Genomic DNA, 16722 nt, shown 5'->3' with positions numbered 1-16722 from the left:
CTTGAGTCATCCTTCCCTCTTGCAATACAATCTTCTTAGATTAATCAAATCTGTTTACTCAACTATTTCCTTATCTTTATTAATTCTATTCTATTGCCTTTTCCGTCATTAGTTTGTGTGACATTACATATAATTAACGCTATGCTATCGCTACTTTGTAAAAGTAATTACATCAGCCACTCATTCTAGTTAAGAGTTCTACATAAAAGGCTATTGTTCATAATGTAATTAAAAGTGTTAAATGGATTTTGACGCCAATATATGGATATACAATGGCCAACAGTAAATTGATTGTTTTATTAGTTTCGAGCATATTTTTAATCTTATCTGGCTGTAATGCGCTATTTCAGCAATTCTTCTACGCACAACAACTTGAAGTGACTCAAACACAACTCGATCAAATTACCACTGCTGCAATTGCTGAACAATATTCCCCCCAACAACTTGAACAAGAGTTACGATTAAAATTTAACATCGAATTTTTCCAATATAAAAATAACGATATTACTGGCTTGCCGTCGATCAGTGGTCATTGGATAAATCCCAATGGTATAGCAAACTGGCTATTCCCCAAGCACACCTTTGTTTTTGATAAGCAGAATGTAGAAATTAGAATCCGATTACAGCAAGCTCATGAAAATCAAATAAGGTTAATGGATTTACTACTCACATTAACCAGTTTACTCGTCGCTTACCTACTTATTTTGATAGTGATCGGCAGTCATCGACGTACCTTAAACAAACAAATACAACAACTGACTGATGCCATTGCAGCAAACCAGACTATAACGTTGCAATCTACTAAAAATCAGTTAACAAACAAAGAATTAATTGCACTATCAACCGCAATAGTTAACTGTATAGAACAAGTAGATTGCGACCTAAAAAACAACCAACAACAATTTAATAATGTCGCTAAGCTTGCATATTTAGATCCTGTCACCCATTTGCAAAACAGACATAAATTTAATCAAAAATTATCGGATCTAACGACGCACGATCAGCACTTTAATGGTGTCGCCGTCATGTTTAAAGCCGCAGCATTGATCAATATTAATCAACATTTTGGTACGACTGCGGGTGATCATTACTTATTAACGCTCACCAAACAGATTATTCAAGAATTTAAGAAAATCGATCACTTCTCAAGTTGCCAGTGTTTTTATCGAATCGATGCAAGCCGCTTTGTTATATTGATTGATAATGTTCAACTTGAGCCCGTACTAGATAGCTTAGCGGCGTTGAAACAAGAATTTGAGCAATATCAGCAGCGGTTAAAAATGACCAATTGTGCTTACAGCGCTGCTATAGGTTATCTTGATAATGGCAGTCCACACCTGTTGGTCGAACAATTAGAAAAGATACTGTTTATGGCCGAAATGAAAGGTCCAAATCAATATCATAGCAGCAATAGTGTTCAACAATTAACCGATAAACCTATAGATAATTGGCAACAGATCCTTAAGCACATCATTAATAACCATAGCTTTGATTTTTATCAACAACCAATTTTACCGTTACGAGGAACTAAACAGTTATACAGAGAACTGTTTACTCGCTTTCAATATCAGGGCAATACTCTCGCCACCGATACCGTTTTCACTATGGCACATCAATATGGGTTGCAACTTGAACTAGACCAATTAATTACTCGAAAAATTGTTGATTTAATTGAGCAGAAATCTAATGAGAGCGACCACTATGGCGTCAATTTAACTGATGAAACCGCAGTTAACCCAAAGTTTCATACTTGGTTAAAACAGTTATTACAGCATCATCCAACAGCGGTGTTCAAATTGGTGTTTGAGATAAACGAAACGGCGCTGCAGATAAACCAACAGGCATGCATCGAATTAATTCATATTATTCGAGGTATTGGTGCAAAAGTCACGATAGAACATTTTGGTCAAGGTTTTACTTCAATCAAATTTTTTTCAGAGGTCGCAACTGATTATATCAAGCTCACCCCACAGCTTACGACTGAATCAGTTGCAGATAGTAATCATAGATTCTTTTTAAAATTATTAGTCGACATCTGTAAACGTAAACATCGAATCATCATTGCTACCGGTGTTGAAACCATAGAACAGAAACATACCCTAGAAAAATTGTTGGTCGATGGCATTCAAGGTGTCTATGCTGCCCCACCAAAGCCCTTACAGAAATCAGGGCTAATGTACTAAAAATAGAACAAAAAGATTAAATCTTATCCATTTTACTTAAAAACGGCTTAACTAATGCAGCTACATGTTGTTAATAGCGATTGAAAAGTCGATAATATTAAGTACCTTTGGTTAATCATGAATCGAGATGAGTGAATATCTCCTGTTGTTAATAGGCACGATCCTTGTAAACAACTTTGTCTTAGTAAAATTTCTTGGCATCTGTCCATTTATGGGCGTATCAAGCAAACTTGAGTCTGCTATTGGTATGTCAATGGCAACGACCTTTGTTCTCACACTAGCCTCTATTTTAAGTTATCTGGTTAACCAGTATCTGTTAGTCCCTCTCGAATTAGGCTATCTGCGTACCATGAGCTTTATTCTGGTTATTGCGGTTGTGGTTCAATTTACTGAAATGGTTGTCCAAAAAACCAGTGCAGTATTGCATCGTGCCTTAGGTATTTATCTACCATTAATCACGACTAACTGTGCGGTACTAGGTGTTGCCCTATTAAATGTCAACGAAAAACACAACCTACTACAATCTGGTGTTTACGGTTTTGCCGCTGCAGTAGGCTTCTCATTAGTGTTAATTCTTTTCTCTGCCATGCGTGAGCGATTAGCTGCTGCTGATATTCCCGCGCCATTCAAAGGCGGCGCAATAGCAATGATCACCGCCGGATTAATGTCTCTAGCCTTTATGGGTTTTACAGGTCTCGTTAAGTAACATGTCTGAAATATTTATTGCGATTATTTTATTAACTCTGCTAGCACTGCTATTTGGAGTTTTGCTGGGTTTTGCTGCTGAGAAATTTAAAGTACAGGGCAACCCTATTGTCGATCAAATCGAAGCTATTCTGCCACAAACACAATGTGGTCAATGTGGCTATCCCGGCTGTCGCCCTTACGCCGAAGCTGTTGCCAACGGTGAGGATATTAACCGCTGTGCACCCGGTGGCTGTGCCACCATGAATCAACTTGCTGAAATGATGGGGGTTGATCCACAACCCGTTGCTGCAAGTGATGAAGTGCCTGTCAAAAAAGTGGCTCGTATCCGCGAACAGGAATGTATTGGCTGTACTAAATGTATTCAAGCGTGTCCGGTTGATGCCATTATTGGCTCAGGTAAGTTAATGCATACCGTATTAACCCAAGACTGCACCGGCTGTGATTTATGTGTGGCTCCCTGCCCTGTAGATTGTATTGACTTAATACCTGTAGAGCAGACTTTAAAAACATGGGATTGGAAATTAAATGCCATTCCGGTGAAGATGTTGCAAGAGGATTGACCTGTGTTAACTTTACTAGAACAGATAGACAAAGGAACGCTATGGCATGCTGCAGGTGGCATCCATCCTCCGCAATCAAAATCAGCATCAAATACTACCCCAATTAGTAAAATAGCGCTGGCAAAACAATACTATGTGCCGCTACCACAAGTGGGTGAAAATGCCATATTAGTGGTTAAAGTGGGTGATTATGTGCTCAAGGGACAAGTATTAACTCACGGTAATGGTGCTTTTTACTTGCCCGTACACGCACCGACATCAGGTACGATTACTCAAATAGCAGCTCATCCATCTAACCATGCATCTGCATTGCCGTTATTAACCTGTACCATTGAAGCCGATGGTAAAGATTTATGCTTGATCATGCGCCACAAACGGTTGCAGAACTCGATAATCAGGCCATTTTATCGTTAATCCGTGATGCCGGTATTGCAGGTATGGGCGGCGCTCAATTCCCGACCCACATCAAACTCAACCCCGTCAGTGAAATTGATTTAGTGATAATCAATGGTGTGGAGTGTGAACCTACATTACCGCAGATGATAGACTGATGCGCGATAATGCCGAGGGGATTCTTGATGGTATTGAGATCATTAAGCGCCTAGTTAAACCGCAGCGAATTGTTATCGCCATTGAAGATAACAAGCCTGAAGCAGTTGCCGCTATGCGACAAGCGCTTAGCCGCTACTCAGTATTAGCTGGAAATACCCGCGTCACAGTTATTCCAACTAAATACCCGTCTGGTGGCGAAAAACAGCTAATCCAAATCATTACGGGTAAAGAGGTACCAACAGGCGCGATTCCGGCCTCACAAGGTATCTTGGTGCAAAACGTAGGCACTGCGTTCGCGATTGCCGATGCCGTGCAAGCAAGTATTCCGTTAATTGAACGTGTTGTAACGGTAACAGGGAATGCGGTCAGTAAGCCGGGCAACTATTGGGTGCCGATTGGTACACCAGTAAGCCACCTATTACAACAATGCGGCTTTGATATTAACAACAGTAATCAAGTTATCGTCGGCGGTCCAATGATGGGCTATACCCTACCACTGCTTGATGTACCAGTGCTAAAAGGGACAAACTGTATTTTAGCGCCTGCAATCTCTGAATTTGCAGAACCCGCAGAAGCAAGAGCTTGTATCCGCTGCGGCGAATGTGCACAAGTTTGCCCTGCGCAGTTACTACCACAACAGCTTTATTGGCATTCAAAAGCAGAAGAGTATGACAAAGCGCAAGCATACAACTTACGTGATTGTATCGAGTGTGGCTGTTGTAGCTATGTCTGCCCTAGTGAAATCCCATTAGTCGAACATTATCGTATCGCTAAATCAGCCATACGTAATCAAGAGCTAGAGAAACATCAAGCAGAAAAAGCCAAGCAGCATTTTGAGGCGAAACAAAAACGCCTTGAAGATGAGAAACGTCATCGTGAAGAGCGTGCTAAACAAGCCGCAGCACAACGTAAAGTAAGCATGAATGCTGGCGATAAAGATGCGATAGCCGAAGCAATGGCACGTATTCAAGCTAAAAAGGCTGCTGCTCAAGCTGGAACTGCTGAACCAAATGCGGCTGTACAAGATACGAATAAGTCTTCACAAGTTGCTGCAGCGATTGCTCGCGCTAAAGCCAAAAAAGCAGCCAGTGCAGAACCAAGCGCCGCGGGTAGCAGTAAAAATGATCAAGTTGCGGCCGCAATTGCCCGAGCTAAAGCTAAAAAAGCCGCTGCTGCACAGCAACATGACCTAAACTCAGATAACAGTGTTACCGCCGAATCGGCTGACTTAGATCCGAAGAAAGCGCAAATTGCAGCCGCAGTCGCACGGGCTAAAGCTAAAAAAGCAGCAGCTCAAGCTTCAGCAACAGTAACAGATGCAAGTGCAACTAAGGCGCCTGAAACAACAGACTCTAGCGACGATAAAAAAGCTAAGATTGCTGCCGCTGTTGCTAAGGCAAAAGCGAAAAAGGCTATGCAAGCGCAATCGCTTGAGGATCCTGCGCCAGTCGAAGCAGCAAGCCCTGAACTTGATGAGGCAGCGACTAAGCAAGCTAAGATTGCTGCTGCAGTTGCTAAAGCAAAAGCTAAAAAACTCGCTCAGGCTGATATTCAAGTCTCCCAAGTAACGGTTCAAACGACAGAAGCTAATACTGGCGAAGATCCCGAAGCGGCCAAAAAAGCTAAGATTGCCGCGGCAGTTGCAAAAGCCAAAGCTAAAAAAGCTGCAAAATTGCAAGATAAGGAATAACCATGGCCTTTAAAGTTGCCACGTCACCCCATGTGACCCATAACAATCAAACCTCAAAAGTCATGCTCACAGTATTGTTGTGCGCTATACCGGGCTTTCTAGCTCAATGCTACTTTTTTGGTTGGGGCACGCTAATACAAGTGTTGCTCGCCATGATAACGGCCATCTTATGTGAGGCCTTTGTCGTCAAACTGCGTAAGCGTGATATTAAAGCGACACTTTCTGATAATAGCGCCCTATTAACGGGTCTATTATTAGGTGTTTCTATTCCACCACTCGCACCTTGGTGGGTGATCATCATAGGTACTGCCTTTGCCATTATCATGGTTAAGCAGCTTTACGGCGGCTTGGGTAATAATATATTTAACCCAGCAATGGCAGCTTATGTCTTGTTATTAATCGCCTTCCCTGTGCAAATGACCAGTTGGGTTGTACCTAATGCGATTGCACAGCATCCTGCAGATCTGCTTGCAAGCCTACAAACGGTGTTTTCTTTCGGCCATCCAGATGTGGATTGGTATCGCCTTGGTATTGATGGTTCAAGCATGGCAACCCCGCTTGATACCCTTAAAATTGACCTTTCTATGGGACTCACTACATCTGAAAGCTTAACTAAAGCAGTATTCAGTTCAGGCGTCGGTGTAGGCTGGGTTTGGGTTAACTTAGGCTATCTTATCGGTGGTTTAATTATGTTAAAACTGCGCACCATTCGCTGGCATATTCCGGTAGGTGTTATTGCAGGTTTAGGCATTGCCGCTACAGCAGGCTATTTAATTAGCCCAGACACCCATGCAAGCCCAATTTTCCATCTATTTTCTGGCGCGACCATGTTAGCAGCATTCTTTATTGCAACTGATCCCGTCACCGCAGCAACCAGTAACCGCGGCCGAATTTTATTTGGTGTCATTATCGGTGTCTTGGTGTACTTAATCCGCAATTTCGGTGGCTATCCTGATGCGTTTGCATTTGCAGTGTTATTAGCCAATTTATGTGCGCCACTGATTGATTATTACATCAAACCGCGCGCATACGGACATAGATAGTTAGGAGTATTTGTTTTGAAAAAGTCTATGCTACGTAATGGCTTAATTTTGGCACTGTTTGCATTAATTTGTACTGCACTTGTTGCAGTGGTTAATCACTTAACAGCCGATAAAATTGTCGCCCAAGAAAAGCTTGAGCTGGGTCGTGTGCTACACCAAATCATCCCAGATAAAATTCATGATAATCAATTAACTGATTATTGTACGCTGGTGCATGCACCAAAAGCGTTAGGCACTGATAACCCGCTACCTGCTTATGTGGCGACGAAAGATGGCAAGCCCGTCGCTATCGCGATGGAATCCATTGCGCCAGATGGTTACAGTGGTGATATTAAGATGATTGTTGCCATTAATAATGCGGGAGTTGTATTAGGTGTACGAACCTTATACCAACAAGAAACACCGGGACTTGGCGATAAAATTGATATTCGTAAATCTAACTGGGTTGAAAGCTTTGTCGGCAAATTTATCACCCCAGAGAATGAGCAAGAATGGCATGTAAAAAAAGATGGTGGTGAGTTTGACCAATTTACAGGAGCGACGATTACCCCAAGAGCTTATGTTAAGGCTGTAAAAAAGACTCTACTTTATTTTAATGCCAATAAAGACAGCATTTATAAACAACCTATCAATTGCGAGATTAATTAGATGAGTAGCTATCGTGAAATTGCATGGCAAGGTTTATGGCGTAATAACCCCGGCTTAGTCCAATTATTGGGGCTTTGCCCACTGTTAGCGGTCACCACTACCTTAACTAATGCCTTAGGCCTTGGGCTTGCAACGGCTATCGTATTGGTTTTTTCCAATATCTTAATTTCATTGGTACGTAACTATGTGCCAAAAGAGATCCGTATTGCCGTGTTCGTGATGATTATTGCCGCACTCGTAACCAGTGTCCAGCTACTCGTCAACGCTTACGCCTATGGCTTATATCTATCACTTGGTATCTTTTTACCTTTGATTGTGACTAACTGTATTATCATTGGTCGAGCTGAAGCTTTTGCATCACGTAATAATCCCGTCAAAGCCGCTTTCGATGGTTTAATGATGGGCACAGGCTTCACACTGGTACTGTGTATTCTAGGCAGTGCGCGTGAACTATTAGGCCAAGGCACCCTATTTTCAGGTGCTGATCAATTACTTGGCCCTTGGGCTAGCAGCTTAACCATCCATGTTATCCATTTTGACACCTCATTTTTATTAGCCATGTTACCGCCTGGCGCTTTTTTAGGAATGGGACTATTAATTGCGCTTAAAAATGTGATTGATGCAAAGTGGCCAGCTCAGCAGCCACAAGCACAGCCGACAGACAGTCATTGCCGCGTATCACCAACAAGAGAAATATAGATAGATGAATGCAGCTAAACGTAAATTAATATTGGAGCGCCTACGGGAAAATAATCCGCATCCGCAAACTGAGCTTAACTTTAGCTCGCCGTTTGAATTATTAGTTGCAGTGACCTTGTCTGCACAAGCGACCGACGTTAGCGTGAATAAGGCCACGGATAAGCTATTTCCCGTGGCTAATACAGCACAAGCCATCTATGACCTAGGTGTAGATGGCTTAAAGCAATACATTAAAACCATCGGTTTATATAACAATAAGGCGATTAATGTCATTAATGCCTGCAAGATGCTAATCGACTTGCATAACGGTGAAGTACCAGAAGACAGAGAAGCGTTAGAAGCCCTTCCCGGTGTCGGACGCAAGACGCTAACGTGGTACTAAATACCGCTTTTGGTTGGCCAACCATCGCCATTGATACCCATATTTTCCGCGTCGCCAATCGTACTAAATTTGCCGTGGGTAAAAATGTCGATCAAGTCGAGCAGAAAATGCTAAAAGTGGTACCCGCTGAATTTAAAGTTGATGTGCATCATTGGTTTATCTTACACGGTCGTTATACCTGTATTGCACGTAAACCACGCTGCGGCAGCTGTATCATTGAAGATTTGTGTGAGTTTAAAGATAAGGTTTATCCTGACGAGTAACCTTAGCTAATTAGCCCGCCTCGCATTGCGAATATCATTAACTCAATCCGTAAGGGTTGAGTTAATTTTTTAAGCAGCATCACTTCCATTCATACAGCCTCTCCCCCAACAAGCAAATATCTAATCAAGACTGATTACGGTTTCAATCGCAAGAAGCACTAATACAAGCTTATCTGACAGTTCTTTAAACAGCATCTGTCAATTTAGGTTTGATTGAATCTCAACACGATAAGCCAATATCTTGCCTATACAAAGCAATGTCAAAGCAATCACAGTCTCAACAAATTTAGCAGCAAATATTAGTCATTACGGCTATACTGCTGCGCCATTAGGTACAACCAAGTGGTTGAAACCATTTCTGATTTAGATACCCCCCCTCAACTCTATAATGAACAATTACCTTATGACTGAATACGAAAAAATGCTCAACGGCGAGTCTTTTGATGGCATCGATGCAGAAATTGATGCTACACGTGCCCATGCAATGAAACTGACCCAGCAAATTAATCAATGTGATGAATTTGGCCGCTCGCAAGAGTTGATCAAGTCATTGTTTAAACATTTTGGCCAAAACTCTGTAGTCAAAGCACCTTTTCTGTGTGAATTTGGAAAGCAAATATCAATTGGTGATCATAGCTTTATCAATATGGGGGTGACCATGTTAGATGGCGCCAATATCACCATTGGTAACAATGTGATGATTGGCCCTTCAGTACAGTTCTATACCGCCTCACATTCAACAAATCATCTTGAACGTCGTCAGTGGCAAACCTTTTGTAAGCCGATTACCGTTGAGGATGATGTTTGGATTGGCGGCAATGCGGTGATTAATCAGGGCGTAACGATTGGCGCCAGATCGATTGTGGCAGCTAATGCGGTGGTTAATCATGATGTACCAGCTGATTGTATGGTGGGTGGTACGCCCGCAAAAATCATCAAAAAATTAGCATAAAGAAATTGTTTGATTAGCGAATAGTATCTATTCAAGGGCGCAGTATATACCGGCGCCCTTGAGTCATATCGTTGTTAACATCCGCTGTCATCAATAAACATCTGTGGCTTAGTGCCCAAGGTACAAGCCCCCACGTATTCAATAAAACAGTTACCCGGTGCGCCTCTTAATGAACTTCTAAATGAGAAGTTGGCATTGGGGCAACCATTAAGCCCTATAATTGAATCAGTGGCATAACCATTCCATTCCCACTCAACGGCATAACCAATCTTTGAATACACGGCAATTGAAATGGCTGGCGGGCTATGGTTCGCTCTTGGCATGGGATAACCATGAATTAATCCCAATAAACCACCTTCAAACTCTATGGTAGCTTGTGGCAGCGTTTCAATTCCTTTTATGACTGCTTTAGCATTGGCTATTTGCACCGTTGTTTTAATTTCAGCATATTTACTTCGTAATACACTTTGGCGCGCATCCCCCGAAAAATCTAATAGTTTAGGTGCGGCAACCACCGCGAGTACACCTAAGATAATGATCACAAGCACTAACTCAATTAGGGTAAAACCTGCACTGGTTTTTCTATTAACCTGACTAAACTTAAACAGCACCATATTGATTCCTTTCAATATTCAATCATTCCATGACATAAACCATTTATTAGTTAACGCATTTATATCTCTGTGTTAATGGCCTCAACGCGTACCGCTGAATATTTAAATTCTGGTATTTTACCTACTGGATCGAGTGCTGAATTGGTGAGTATATTTGCGGCGGCTTCAACATAAGCAAAAGGCACAAACACCATATTCTTTGACACTCGGCTATCCGCTCGCGCCAATAACTCAATTTGACCACGACGACTAATCACCCTCACCTTACCCCCCGACACCACGTTCAACTTAGCCAGCGTTGCCGGATGTAAACTGCAGTTGGCTTGAGGCTCAATATGATCAAGCACAGTTGAACGTCGAGTCATCGACAGTATGCCAATGTTCCAGTTGCCGCCCAGTGGTCATCACCATTGGATATTGATCATCGGGTTGCTCCGCTGGCATCACCACAGCAGCTGAGGTGAATTTTGCTTTACCACCAGCACGAGGGAAACCATCACCAAATACAATATTTTCACCAGCTTGGGTTTCGCCATGGCATGGATAAGTCACTGCATTTTCAAAGGTTAATCGCTGCCAAGTGATATTATTTAATGATTTCATATGCAGCTTCATTTCATCAAATATCGCTTGCGGTCCAGTATATGACCAATCCAAACCAAGATGCTTGGCTATTTGAGTCGTAATCCACCAATCTGGTTTCGCTTCACCCGGTGATTTAACCGCCGCACGAGCCATTTGTACCTGCCGATTAGTATTGGTCACGGTACCATTTTTCTCAATAAAGGCACTTGCAGGTAATATTACATCGGCATAATTGGCTGTTTCTGTAATAAAAATGTCTTGTACAATAAGATGTTCAAGCTTAGCGAGACCTGCCCTTGCATGACTAACATCTGGATCTGACATCGCAGGGTTTTCACCTAGAATATACATAGCTTTAATTTTATCAGCATGTATCGCATCAATAATCTCAACCACGGTTAAGCCTTTTTCTGATGAAAAATCATCACTTTGCCATGTTTGGCTAAATTGTTGTCGAATTTTGTCATCTGTCACCGTTTGATAGTCAGGCAGAAACATCGGAATGAGTCCCGAATCTGATGCGCCCTGTACGTTATTTTGTCCACGCAGAGGATGCAGACCAGTTCCAGGTTTGCCAACAAAGCCACACATTAAGGCCAGTGAAATGAGACAACGCGCATTATCGGTACCATGAATATGTTGACTCACCCCCATGCCCCAAAAGATCATGCCAGCTTTAGCACTGGCAAAATCACGGGCTACTTGGCGTATCTGCTCCGCTTTGATGCCACAGACTGACTCCATTTGCTCAGGAATGAATTGGGCTAAATGGGCCTTATGTTGCTGCCAGTTTTCGGTGAAGTGATCGATATAATCTTGGTCATATAACCCCTCTTCTACGATCACATGCATGATGGCGTTTAATAAGGCAACATCCGCTCCAGCAGTAAATTGCAGCATGTGCGTGGCATAACGTTGCATTGCAATACCACGAGGATCGAGCACAATTAATTTGCCGCCACGTTTAGTAAACTGTTTAAAGTAAGTCGCTGCAACGGGATGATTCTCGGTTGGATTAGAGCCAATTACAATTGCGACTTCAGCGTCTTTAATATCATTAAAGCTAGCCGTCACAGCGCCTGAACCAACATTTTCAAGTAAAGCCGCCACTGATGATGCATGACATAAACGGGTACAGTGATCGACATTATTATGACCAAAACCTTGTCTGATGAGTTTTTGAAACAGGTATGCTTCTTCATTGGTACATTTAGCTGAACCGAAACCCGCTACGGTTTGTCCACCATATTGTTGCGACAATTGCTTTAAGCCATCGCTAGCAAAGCTAAGTGCTTCCTGCCAACTTGCCTCTCTAAAATGGCTATAAGGATTAGCAGGATCAATATTTAACCCTTTAGGTGCTCCCGCTTTACGAATAAGTGGCTTAGTCAGCCTGTGGCTATGTTGAATATAATCATAACCAAAACGCCCTTTTACACATAAACGTGACTCATTGGCTGGCCCATCAACACCATCAATATATTGCACTTTATTGTCTTTAACTTTTACTGAGATCTGGCAGCCAACACCGCAAAATGGACATACAGTTTTTGTTTCATGTTCAAAATCTTGCTTATTACCCAGTTGCAGACTATCAACCATAGTTGCAGGCATTAACGCCCCGGTAGGACAAACCTGTACACACTCACCACAAGCCACACAGGTGGAGTCGACCATTTTATCTTGTTGATCAAATACAATTTGCGCCTCGCGGCCACGATGGGCCAATCCAATCACCTCATTCACCTGCACTTCACGGCATGCTCGAACACATAAATTACATTGAATGCAGGCATCTAAATTAACTGACATAGCCACATGACTATTATCAGTTTCTGGCTGTTTGATTGATAATTTAGGAAAACGGCTTGAACCAATTTGCGCTTGTTTTAACATCTGCTGCAGATGAGATTCACTGTCATGGGCTTGCTCAGGCTGATCGGCAGCTAATAGTTCTAACACCATTTTACGTGCTTGTTTTGCTCGCGGGTTTTGGCTATGAACAACCATACCCTCAGTAGGCTTACGCATACAAGACGCAGCCAACGTGCGTTCGCCTTCTATCTCCACCATACAAGCTCGGCAATTTCCATCTGCTCGATAACCTGTTTGCTCGCTATAGCATAAATGAGGTATATGGGTGTCACACCTCTTGGCAATTTGCCATAGCGTTTCATCTGTACTCGCTGTAACGTGTTGACCATCGAATATAAATTGAACTGTTTGACTCATGTTACACCTCATCGCCAAAATGCTTGATGACTAACTTAATGGGATTAGGTGCTGCTTGACCTAAGCCACAAATTGAAGCGTCGGTCATGACCTCACACAATTCACCCAATAATGCAGTATCCCATTTAGGCTGCTGCATCAGCTTTAATGCCTTTTCACAACCCACGCGGCATGGCGTACATTGCCCACAGGATTCATGATCAAAAAACGTCAACATATTAATGGCGGCATCACGCACGCTATCTTGATCAGACAAAACAATGACTGCAGCAGAGCCGATAAATGAACCATGGGGTTGCAGAGTATCAAAATCTAATGGCACATCATTTAAACTGGCGGGCAAGATCCCTGATGAAGGCCCCCCGGGTTGATAGGCTTTAAAAAGATGCCCATCGTTCATGCCACCAGCAGCATCAATAATATCTAAAATGGTAGAGCCCGCAGGTAACAGGTATAAGCCCGGTTGTTTAACACGACCAGATACCGAATAGGAACGGATCCCTTTGCGACCATTACGCTCGACGGAAGTAAAGAGCTCAACGCCTTGGTAGCACAGCTTCGCGACCCAATATAAGGTTTCAACGTTATGGACTAAGGTGGGCAGACCAAACAAACCTTTTTGCGCAACAAATGGAGGCCGATGTCGTGGTAAACCTCGTTTGCCTTCGATTGACTCAATCATGGCGCTTTCTTCACCACAAATATAAGCCCCAGCACCGCGTCTAATTTCAACAAAATCTGCAGCAATAATCTGTTGTTCAACTAATGCTTTAAGCTCCTGTTTTAAAATGGCAATTGCTGCTGGATACTCATCTCGAACATAAATATAGATATGTTCGGCTTCAACCGCATGGGCAGCAATAAGCATCCCCTCCAAAAATATATGCGGTTGTTTTTCTAAATAAAATCTATCTTTAAATGTACCAGGTTCACCTTCATCGGCATTAACGGCCATCAACCGTGGCCCCGGTTCTGCACGCACGAACTGCCATTTTTTGCCGCTGGGGAAACCCGCACCGCCAACACCACGAAGACCGGCCTCAAGCATCATCTGCTCAACTTCATCAGTGTCTCTATCTCCGCGTTTAATACTGAGATATTGCTGATAGCCACCATCGGCTAGGTAATAGGACAAAGGCTGGTAGTCTGGAATTATCGGTGTGAAATCATTTTTGTCGAGCAATGCCAATACATCGTTAAGTGTTGCATGATCAAGGTGGCGTTTACCGACTACCGCTGTTGGCGCAGATTGACAACGTCCCATACACGGCGCTCTAACGACTCTCATTTGATGAGGTTCTGTGGCTAATTGTAGTTCTTTCGCTAACTGATCACTGCCCTGCATTTTGCAAGACAAGCTATTACAAACTCGAATAGTTATTGGTGCAGGAGCTTGCTCACCATCGGCGACAATATCAAAGTGGCTATAAAAACTGGCCACTTCATAAACTTCTGCTTCACCTATTGCTAATTTTTCAGCAACGACCTTGAGCATCGCATTAGAAAGGTAACCAAATTTGTCTTGCAGCAAATGCAAATATTCGATTAATAGATCGCGCTGCCATGTCGAAGTTGCAATCGTCGATTCGACTTGGGCTTGAACATTTAAATCCAGTTGGCGGCCTTTAGGGACATAACGTCCCTGCTTGACTTCAACCTTCCACACACCTACATCGCCTTTCATTGACCACCTCAACTAATTGCAATAAATGCTTTAATCTTTAACTTAATGATTTTACAATTAGTTTACAAATTAAAAATAGTCAATTAACGACCACATTTAGCCATTTGGGTCATTTGATTTTTAACAAGGATTTGATATGGAAAATTTGTTCTCATATGGCACATTACAAATGGAACAAGTGCAGCAAGACACCTTTGGGCGTCAGCTAACTGGCAAAGCTGATGTATTAAAAGGCTATGAGATTGCAAAACTGAAAATAACTGATAAAAAAGTAATAGCTTCAAGTGGAACAGATATCCACCCGATCCTGAAACTCAGTGCTAATCCTAATGATATTGTCTATGGCATCTGTTTTGAGCTGATGCCTGATGAGTTATTACAATCTGACCAATATGAAGTCAGCGACTATCAACGCACCAAAGTGGTGTTACAATCTGGTCGCTCAGCTTGGATCTATTGTTCCCCATAATGAGGATTATTTTTAACATTTGCTAACGCTTAAGTATTAATGAACTACACTGGTTTCTAGTTAAATGGAAATCAACAGGACGTTCATATGAAAATTTGGCTAATGATATTGCTTGGAATATTGGTTGGACTAAATGGCTGTAGCTCACAACTGAATAATCAACAGCAACAACAAATTGAACAGAGTAAATTATATCAACTTTATATTGATGAACATGGTAATTTACTTAATCCCGCCTCAAAACAGATAGTGACTAATGACAGTAATTACGTCAATCGCATCTTACTCAATTTTAAACAAAAGCAACTACAACGACCTGATTTAAATTTAACCATATTCATTCACGGAGGCTTAAATACCTTTGAATCGGCAACCAGTCGATTAGAACGTGTTAAGCAAGAAATGCTTGATGCAGGTAAGTATCCACTGTTTATCTCATGGAACTCAGGCCCTTTCACTAATTATGGTGACCATTTATTCTATTTACGCCGTGGTGAAGAAGCCCCCATCTTAGGTCCATTATCATCCCCGTTTGTCTTTTTAGAAGATGCCTTACGCTCTGTCGCTAGATTACCTGCCTCAACTTATAATGTGTTATTTAGTCAAAACTCAGTCCGTATTAATAAATACACCAAAGAGGAAAAGGCATCTGATACTGCATTAATTAATCTAAAAAAGCAGGGATTTATTATTCATAATAACCCCAATGATACAGGCCATAGTTTGGGTGATTGGGCAACGGTATGGAATCCATTTAAATTAGTCACCGCGCCATTTGTGGACGGTTTAGGCACGGGTGCTTGGGATTCCATGTTACGCAGAACCGATTTAGTGTTAACTAAAGATTCAGGATTTGATGGTCATAACAATCCTGAATCGGACACTGCCGTCACACTCTTTCTCAATCGCTTTAGTCAAGAATTTAACCATTCAAGCATAGATATTATTGGCCATAGTATGGGCAGCATTGTCGCTAATAATATTATTGCAAAATACCCAGATGTAAATTTTCAAAATATTGTTTATATGGCTGCAGCTTGCCGAATTAAAGATTTAGAATATGTAGTTGCACCTTATTTAGAACATAACAAAACAGCCAACTTTTATGGCTTAAGTTTAAATCCTTATCGTGATATTAGTGAGAATACCTATTATGATTTTGTTCCCCGAGGCTCCCTGCTTATCTGGATCGATCAAACCTTAGGTAATACTAACTCATTCCAAGATCGCACCGCAGGATTTTGGTTTAATATGGTACGTTCAGCCAGCCAAACCTTTAAAACTGATGATATACGCAAACGAGTGCATCTCACTCAATTTGGTATTAAAGATGGTACACCACAAAATCATGGTGATTTCAGTAATTACAAATATTGGGATCAACAATTTTGGATAGGAAATATTGATTAATATCATTCACAAATAAATGCTCAGCTCCATTAATTGAGCTGAGCATTT

13 protein-coding genes and 2 pseudogenes are annotated in these 16722 nt (G+C 41.9%); 11 read left to right on the top strand and 4 right to left on the bottom strand.

All coding sequences use genetic code 11. From position 1 onward, the window contains the following. Positions 1 to 272 precede the first annotated feature (272 nt). The 9 genes and pseudogenes from JCM15074_RS18165 (at position 273) to JCM15074_RS18125 (ending at position 9680) form a co-directional block, all read left to right on the top strand. On the top strand, positions 273 to 2183 hold the full coding sequence (locus JCM15074_RS18165) for a bifunctional diguanylate cyclase/phosphodiesterase (protein ID WP_025823095.1): 1911 nt from the start codon (positions 273 to 275) through the stop codon (positions 2181 to 2183). A 127-nt stretch (positions 2184 to 2310) separates the two neighbouring features. Beyond that, positions 2311 to 2889: an electron transport complex subunit RsxA gene (rsxA, locus tag JCM15074_RS18160; protein WP_025823094.1), complete on the top strand. Its 579-nt coding sequence runs from the start codon at positions 2311 to 2313 to the stop codon at positions 2887 to 2889. A gap of 1 nt (position 2890) precedes the next feature. After that, positions 2891 to 3451 (top strand): electron transport complex subunit RsxB, encoded by a 561-nt coding sequence (gene rsxB / locus JCM15074_RS22970; RefSeq protein WP_037469981.1) that lies wholly within the window; start codon positions 2891 to 2893, stop codon positions 3449 to 3451. A gap of 3 nt (positions 3452 to 3454) precedes the next feature. Further along, a pseudogene (gene rsxC / locus JCM15074_RS22965) lies at positions 3455 to 5693 on the top strand (electron transport complex subunit RsxC). A gap of 2 nt (positions 5694 to 5695) precedes the next feature. Next, positions 5696 to 6736 (top strand): electron transport complex subunit RsxD, encoded by a 1041-nt coding sequence (gene rsxD, locus JCM15074_RS18145; RefSeq protein ID WP_025823093.1) that lies wholly within the window; start codon positions 5696 to 5698, stop codon positions 6734 to 6736. Between the two features lie 15 nt (positions 6737 to 6751). Continuing rightward, entirely contained in the window at positions 6752 to 7384 is a 633-nt protein-coding gene (gene rsxG / locus JCM15074_RS24265) for an electron transport complex subunit RsxG (protein WP_199899831.1), read from the top strand. Next, complete coding sequence (locus tag JCM15074_RS24260) at positions 7385 to 8083, top strand: electron transport complex subunit E (protein ID WP_025823089.1); 699 nt, start codon at positions 7385 to 7387, stop codon at positions 8081 to 8083. It abuts the gene before it with no gap. Between the two features lie 4 nt (positions 8084 to 8087). Next, positions 8088 to 8728 (top strand): annotated as a pseudogene (gene nth, locus JCM15074_RS22960) (endonuclease III). Positions 8729 to 9131: 403 nt separating this feature from the next. After that, positions 9132 to 9680, top strand: a complete 549-nt coding sequence (locus JCM15074_RS18125) for a sugar O-acetyltransferase (protein WP_025823086.1) — start codon at positions 9132 to 9134, stop codon at positions 9678 to 9680. 74 nt (positions 9681 to 9754) lie between these two features. Here JCM15074_RS18125 and JCM15074_RS25345 read toward each other — a convergent pair whose 3' ends face one another. From JCM15074_RS25345 to JCM15074_RS18110, 4 genes are read right to left on the bottom strand one after another with little or no spacing between them, the layout of a single operon-like run. Then, positions 9755 to 10294 (bottom strand): type II secretion system protein, encoded by a 540-nt coding sequence (locus JCM15074_RS25345; RefSeq protein ID WP_025823084.1) that lies wholly within the window; start codon positions 10292 to 10294, stop codon positions 9755 to 9757. A 59-nt stretch (positions 10295 to 10353) separates the two neighbouring features. Then, positions 10354 to 10659 (bottom strand): molybdopterin dinucleotide binding domain-containing protein, encoded by a 306-nt coding sequence (locus JCM15074_RS25100; protein WP_234400277.1) that lies wholly within the window; start codon positions 10657 to 10659, stop codon positions 10354 to 10356. Further along, positions 10634 to 13111: a formate dehydrogenase subunit alpha gene (gene fdhF / locus JCM15074_RS22950; protein WP_234400276.1), complete on the bottom strand. Its 2478-nt coding sequence runs from the start codon at positions 13109 to 13111 to the stop codon at positions 10634 to 10636. The genes JCM15074_RS25100 and fdhF overlap by 26 nt, the downstream gene beginning before the upstream one ends. 1 nt (position 13112) lies before the next feature. Further along, positions 13113 to 14795, bottom strand: coding sequence for an NAD(P)H-dependent oxidoreductase subunit E (locus JCM15074_RS18110; RefSeq protein WP_025823082.1), 1683 nt, complete (start codon positions 14793 to 14795; stop codon positions 13113 to 13115). Positions 14796 to 14931: 136 nt separating this feature from the next. Between JCM15074_RS18110 and JCM15074_RS18105 the strand changes: the two genes are divergently transcribed. Continuing rightward, the gene (locus tag JCM15074_RS18105; RefSeq protein WP_025823080.1) at positions 14932 to 15264 is read left to right on the top strand and encodes a gamma-glutamylcyclotransferase family protein; all 333 of its coding nucleotides are present in this window, start codon (positions 14932 to 14934) and stop codon (positions 15262 to 15264) included. 87 nt (positions 15265 to 15351) lie between these two features. Further along, positions 15352 to 16674: an alpha/beta fold hydrolase domain-containing protein gene (locus tag JCM15074_RS18100; RefSeq protein ID WP_025823078.1), complete on the top strand. Its 1323-nt coding sequence runs from the start codon at positions 15352 to 15354 to the stop codon at positions 16672 to 16674. Positions 16675 to 16722: the final 48 nt, after the last annotated feature.

Origin of the sequence: Shewanella marina JCM 15074, from assembly GCF_000614975.1 — a bacterium.
Lineage (GTDB): Bacteria > Pseudomonadota > Gammaproteobacteria > Enterobacterales > Shewanellaceae > Shewanella > Shewanella marina.
The sequence above is the reverse complement of the archived record's forward strand: the minus strand, read 5'-3'. Positions and strand labels throughout refer to the sequence as shown.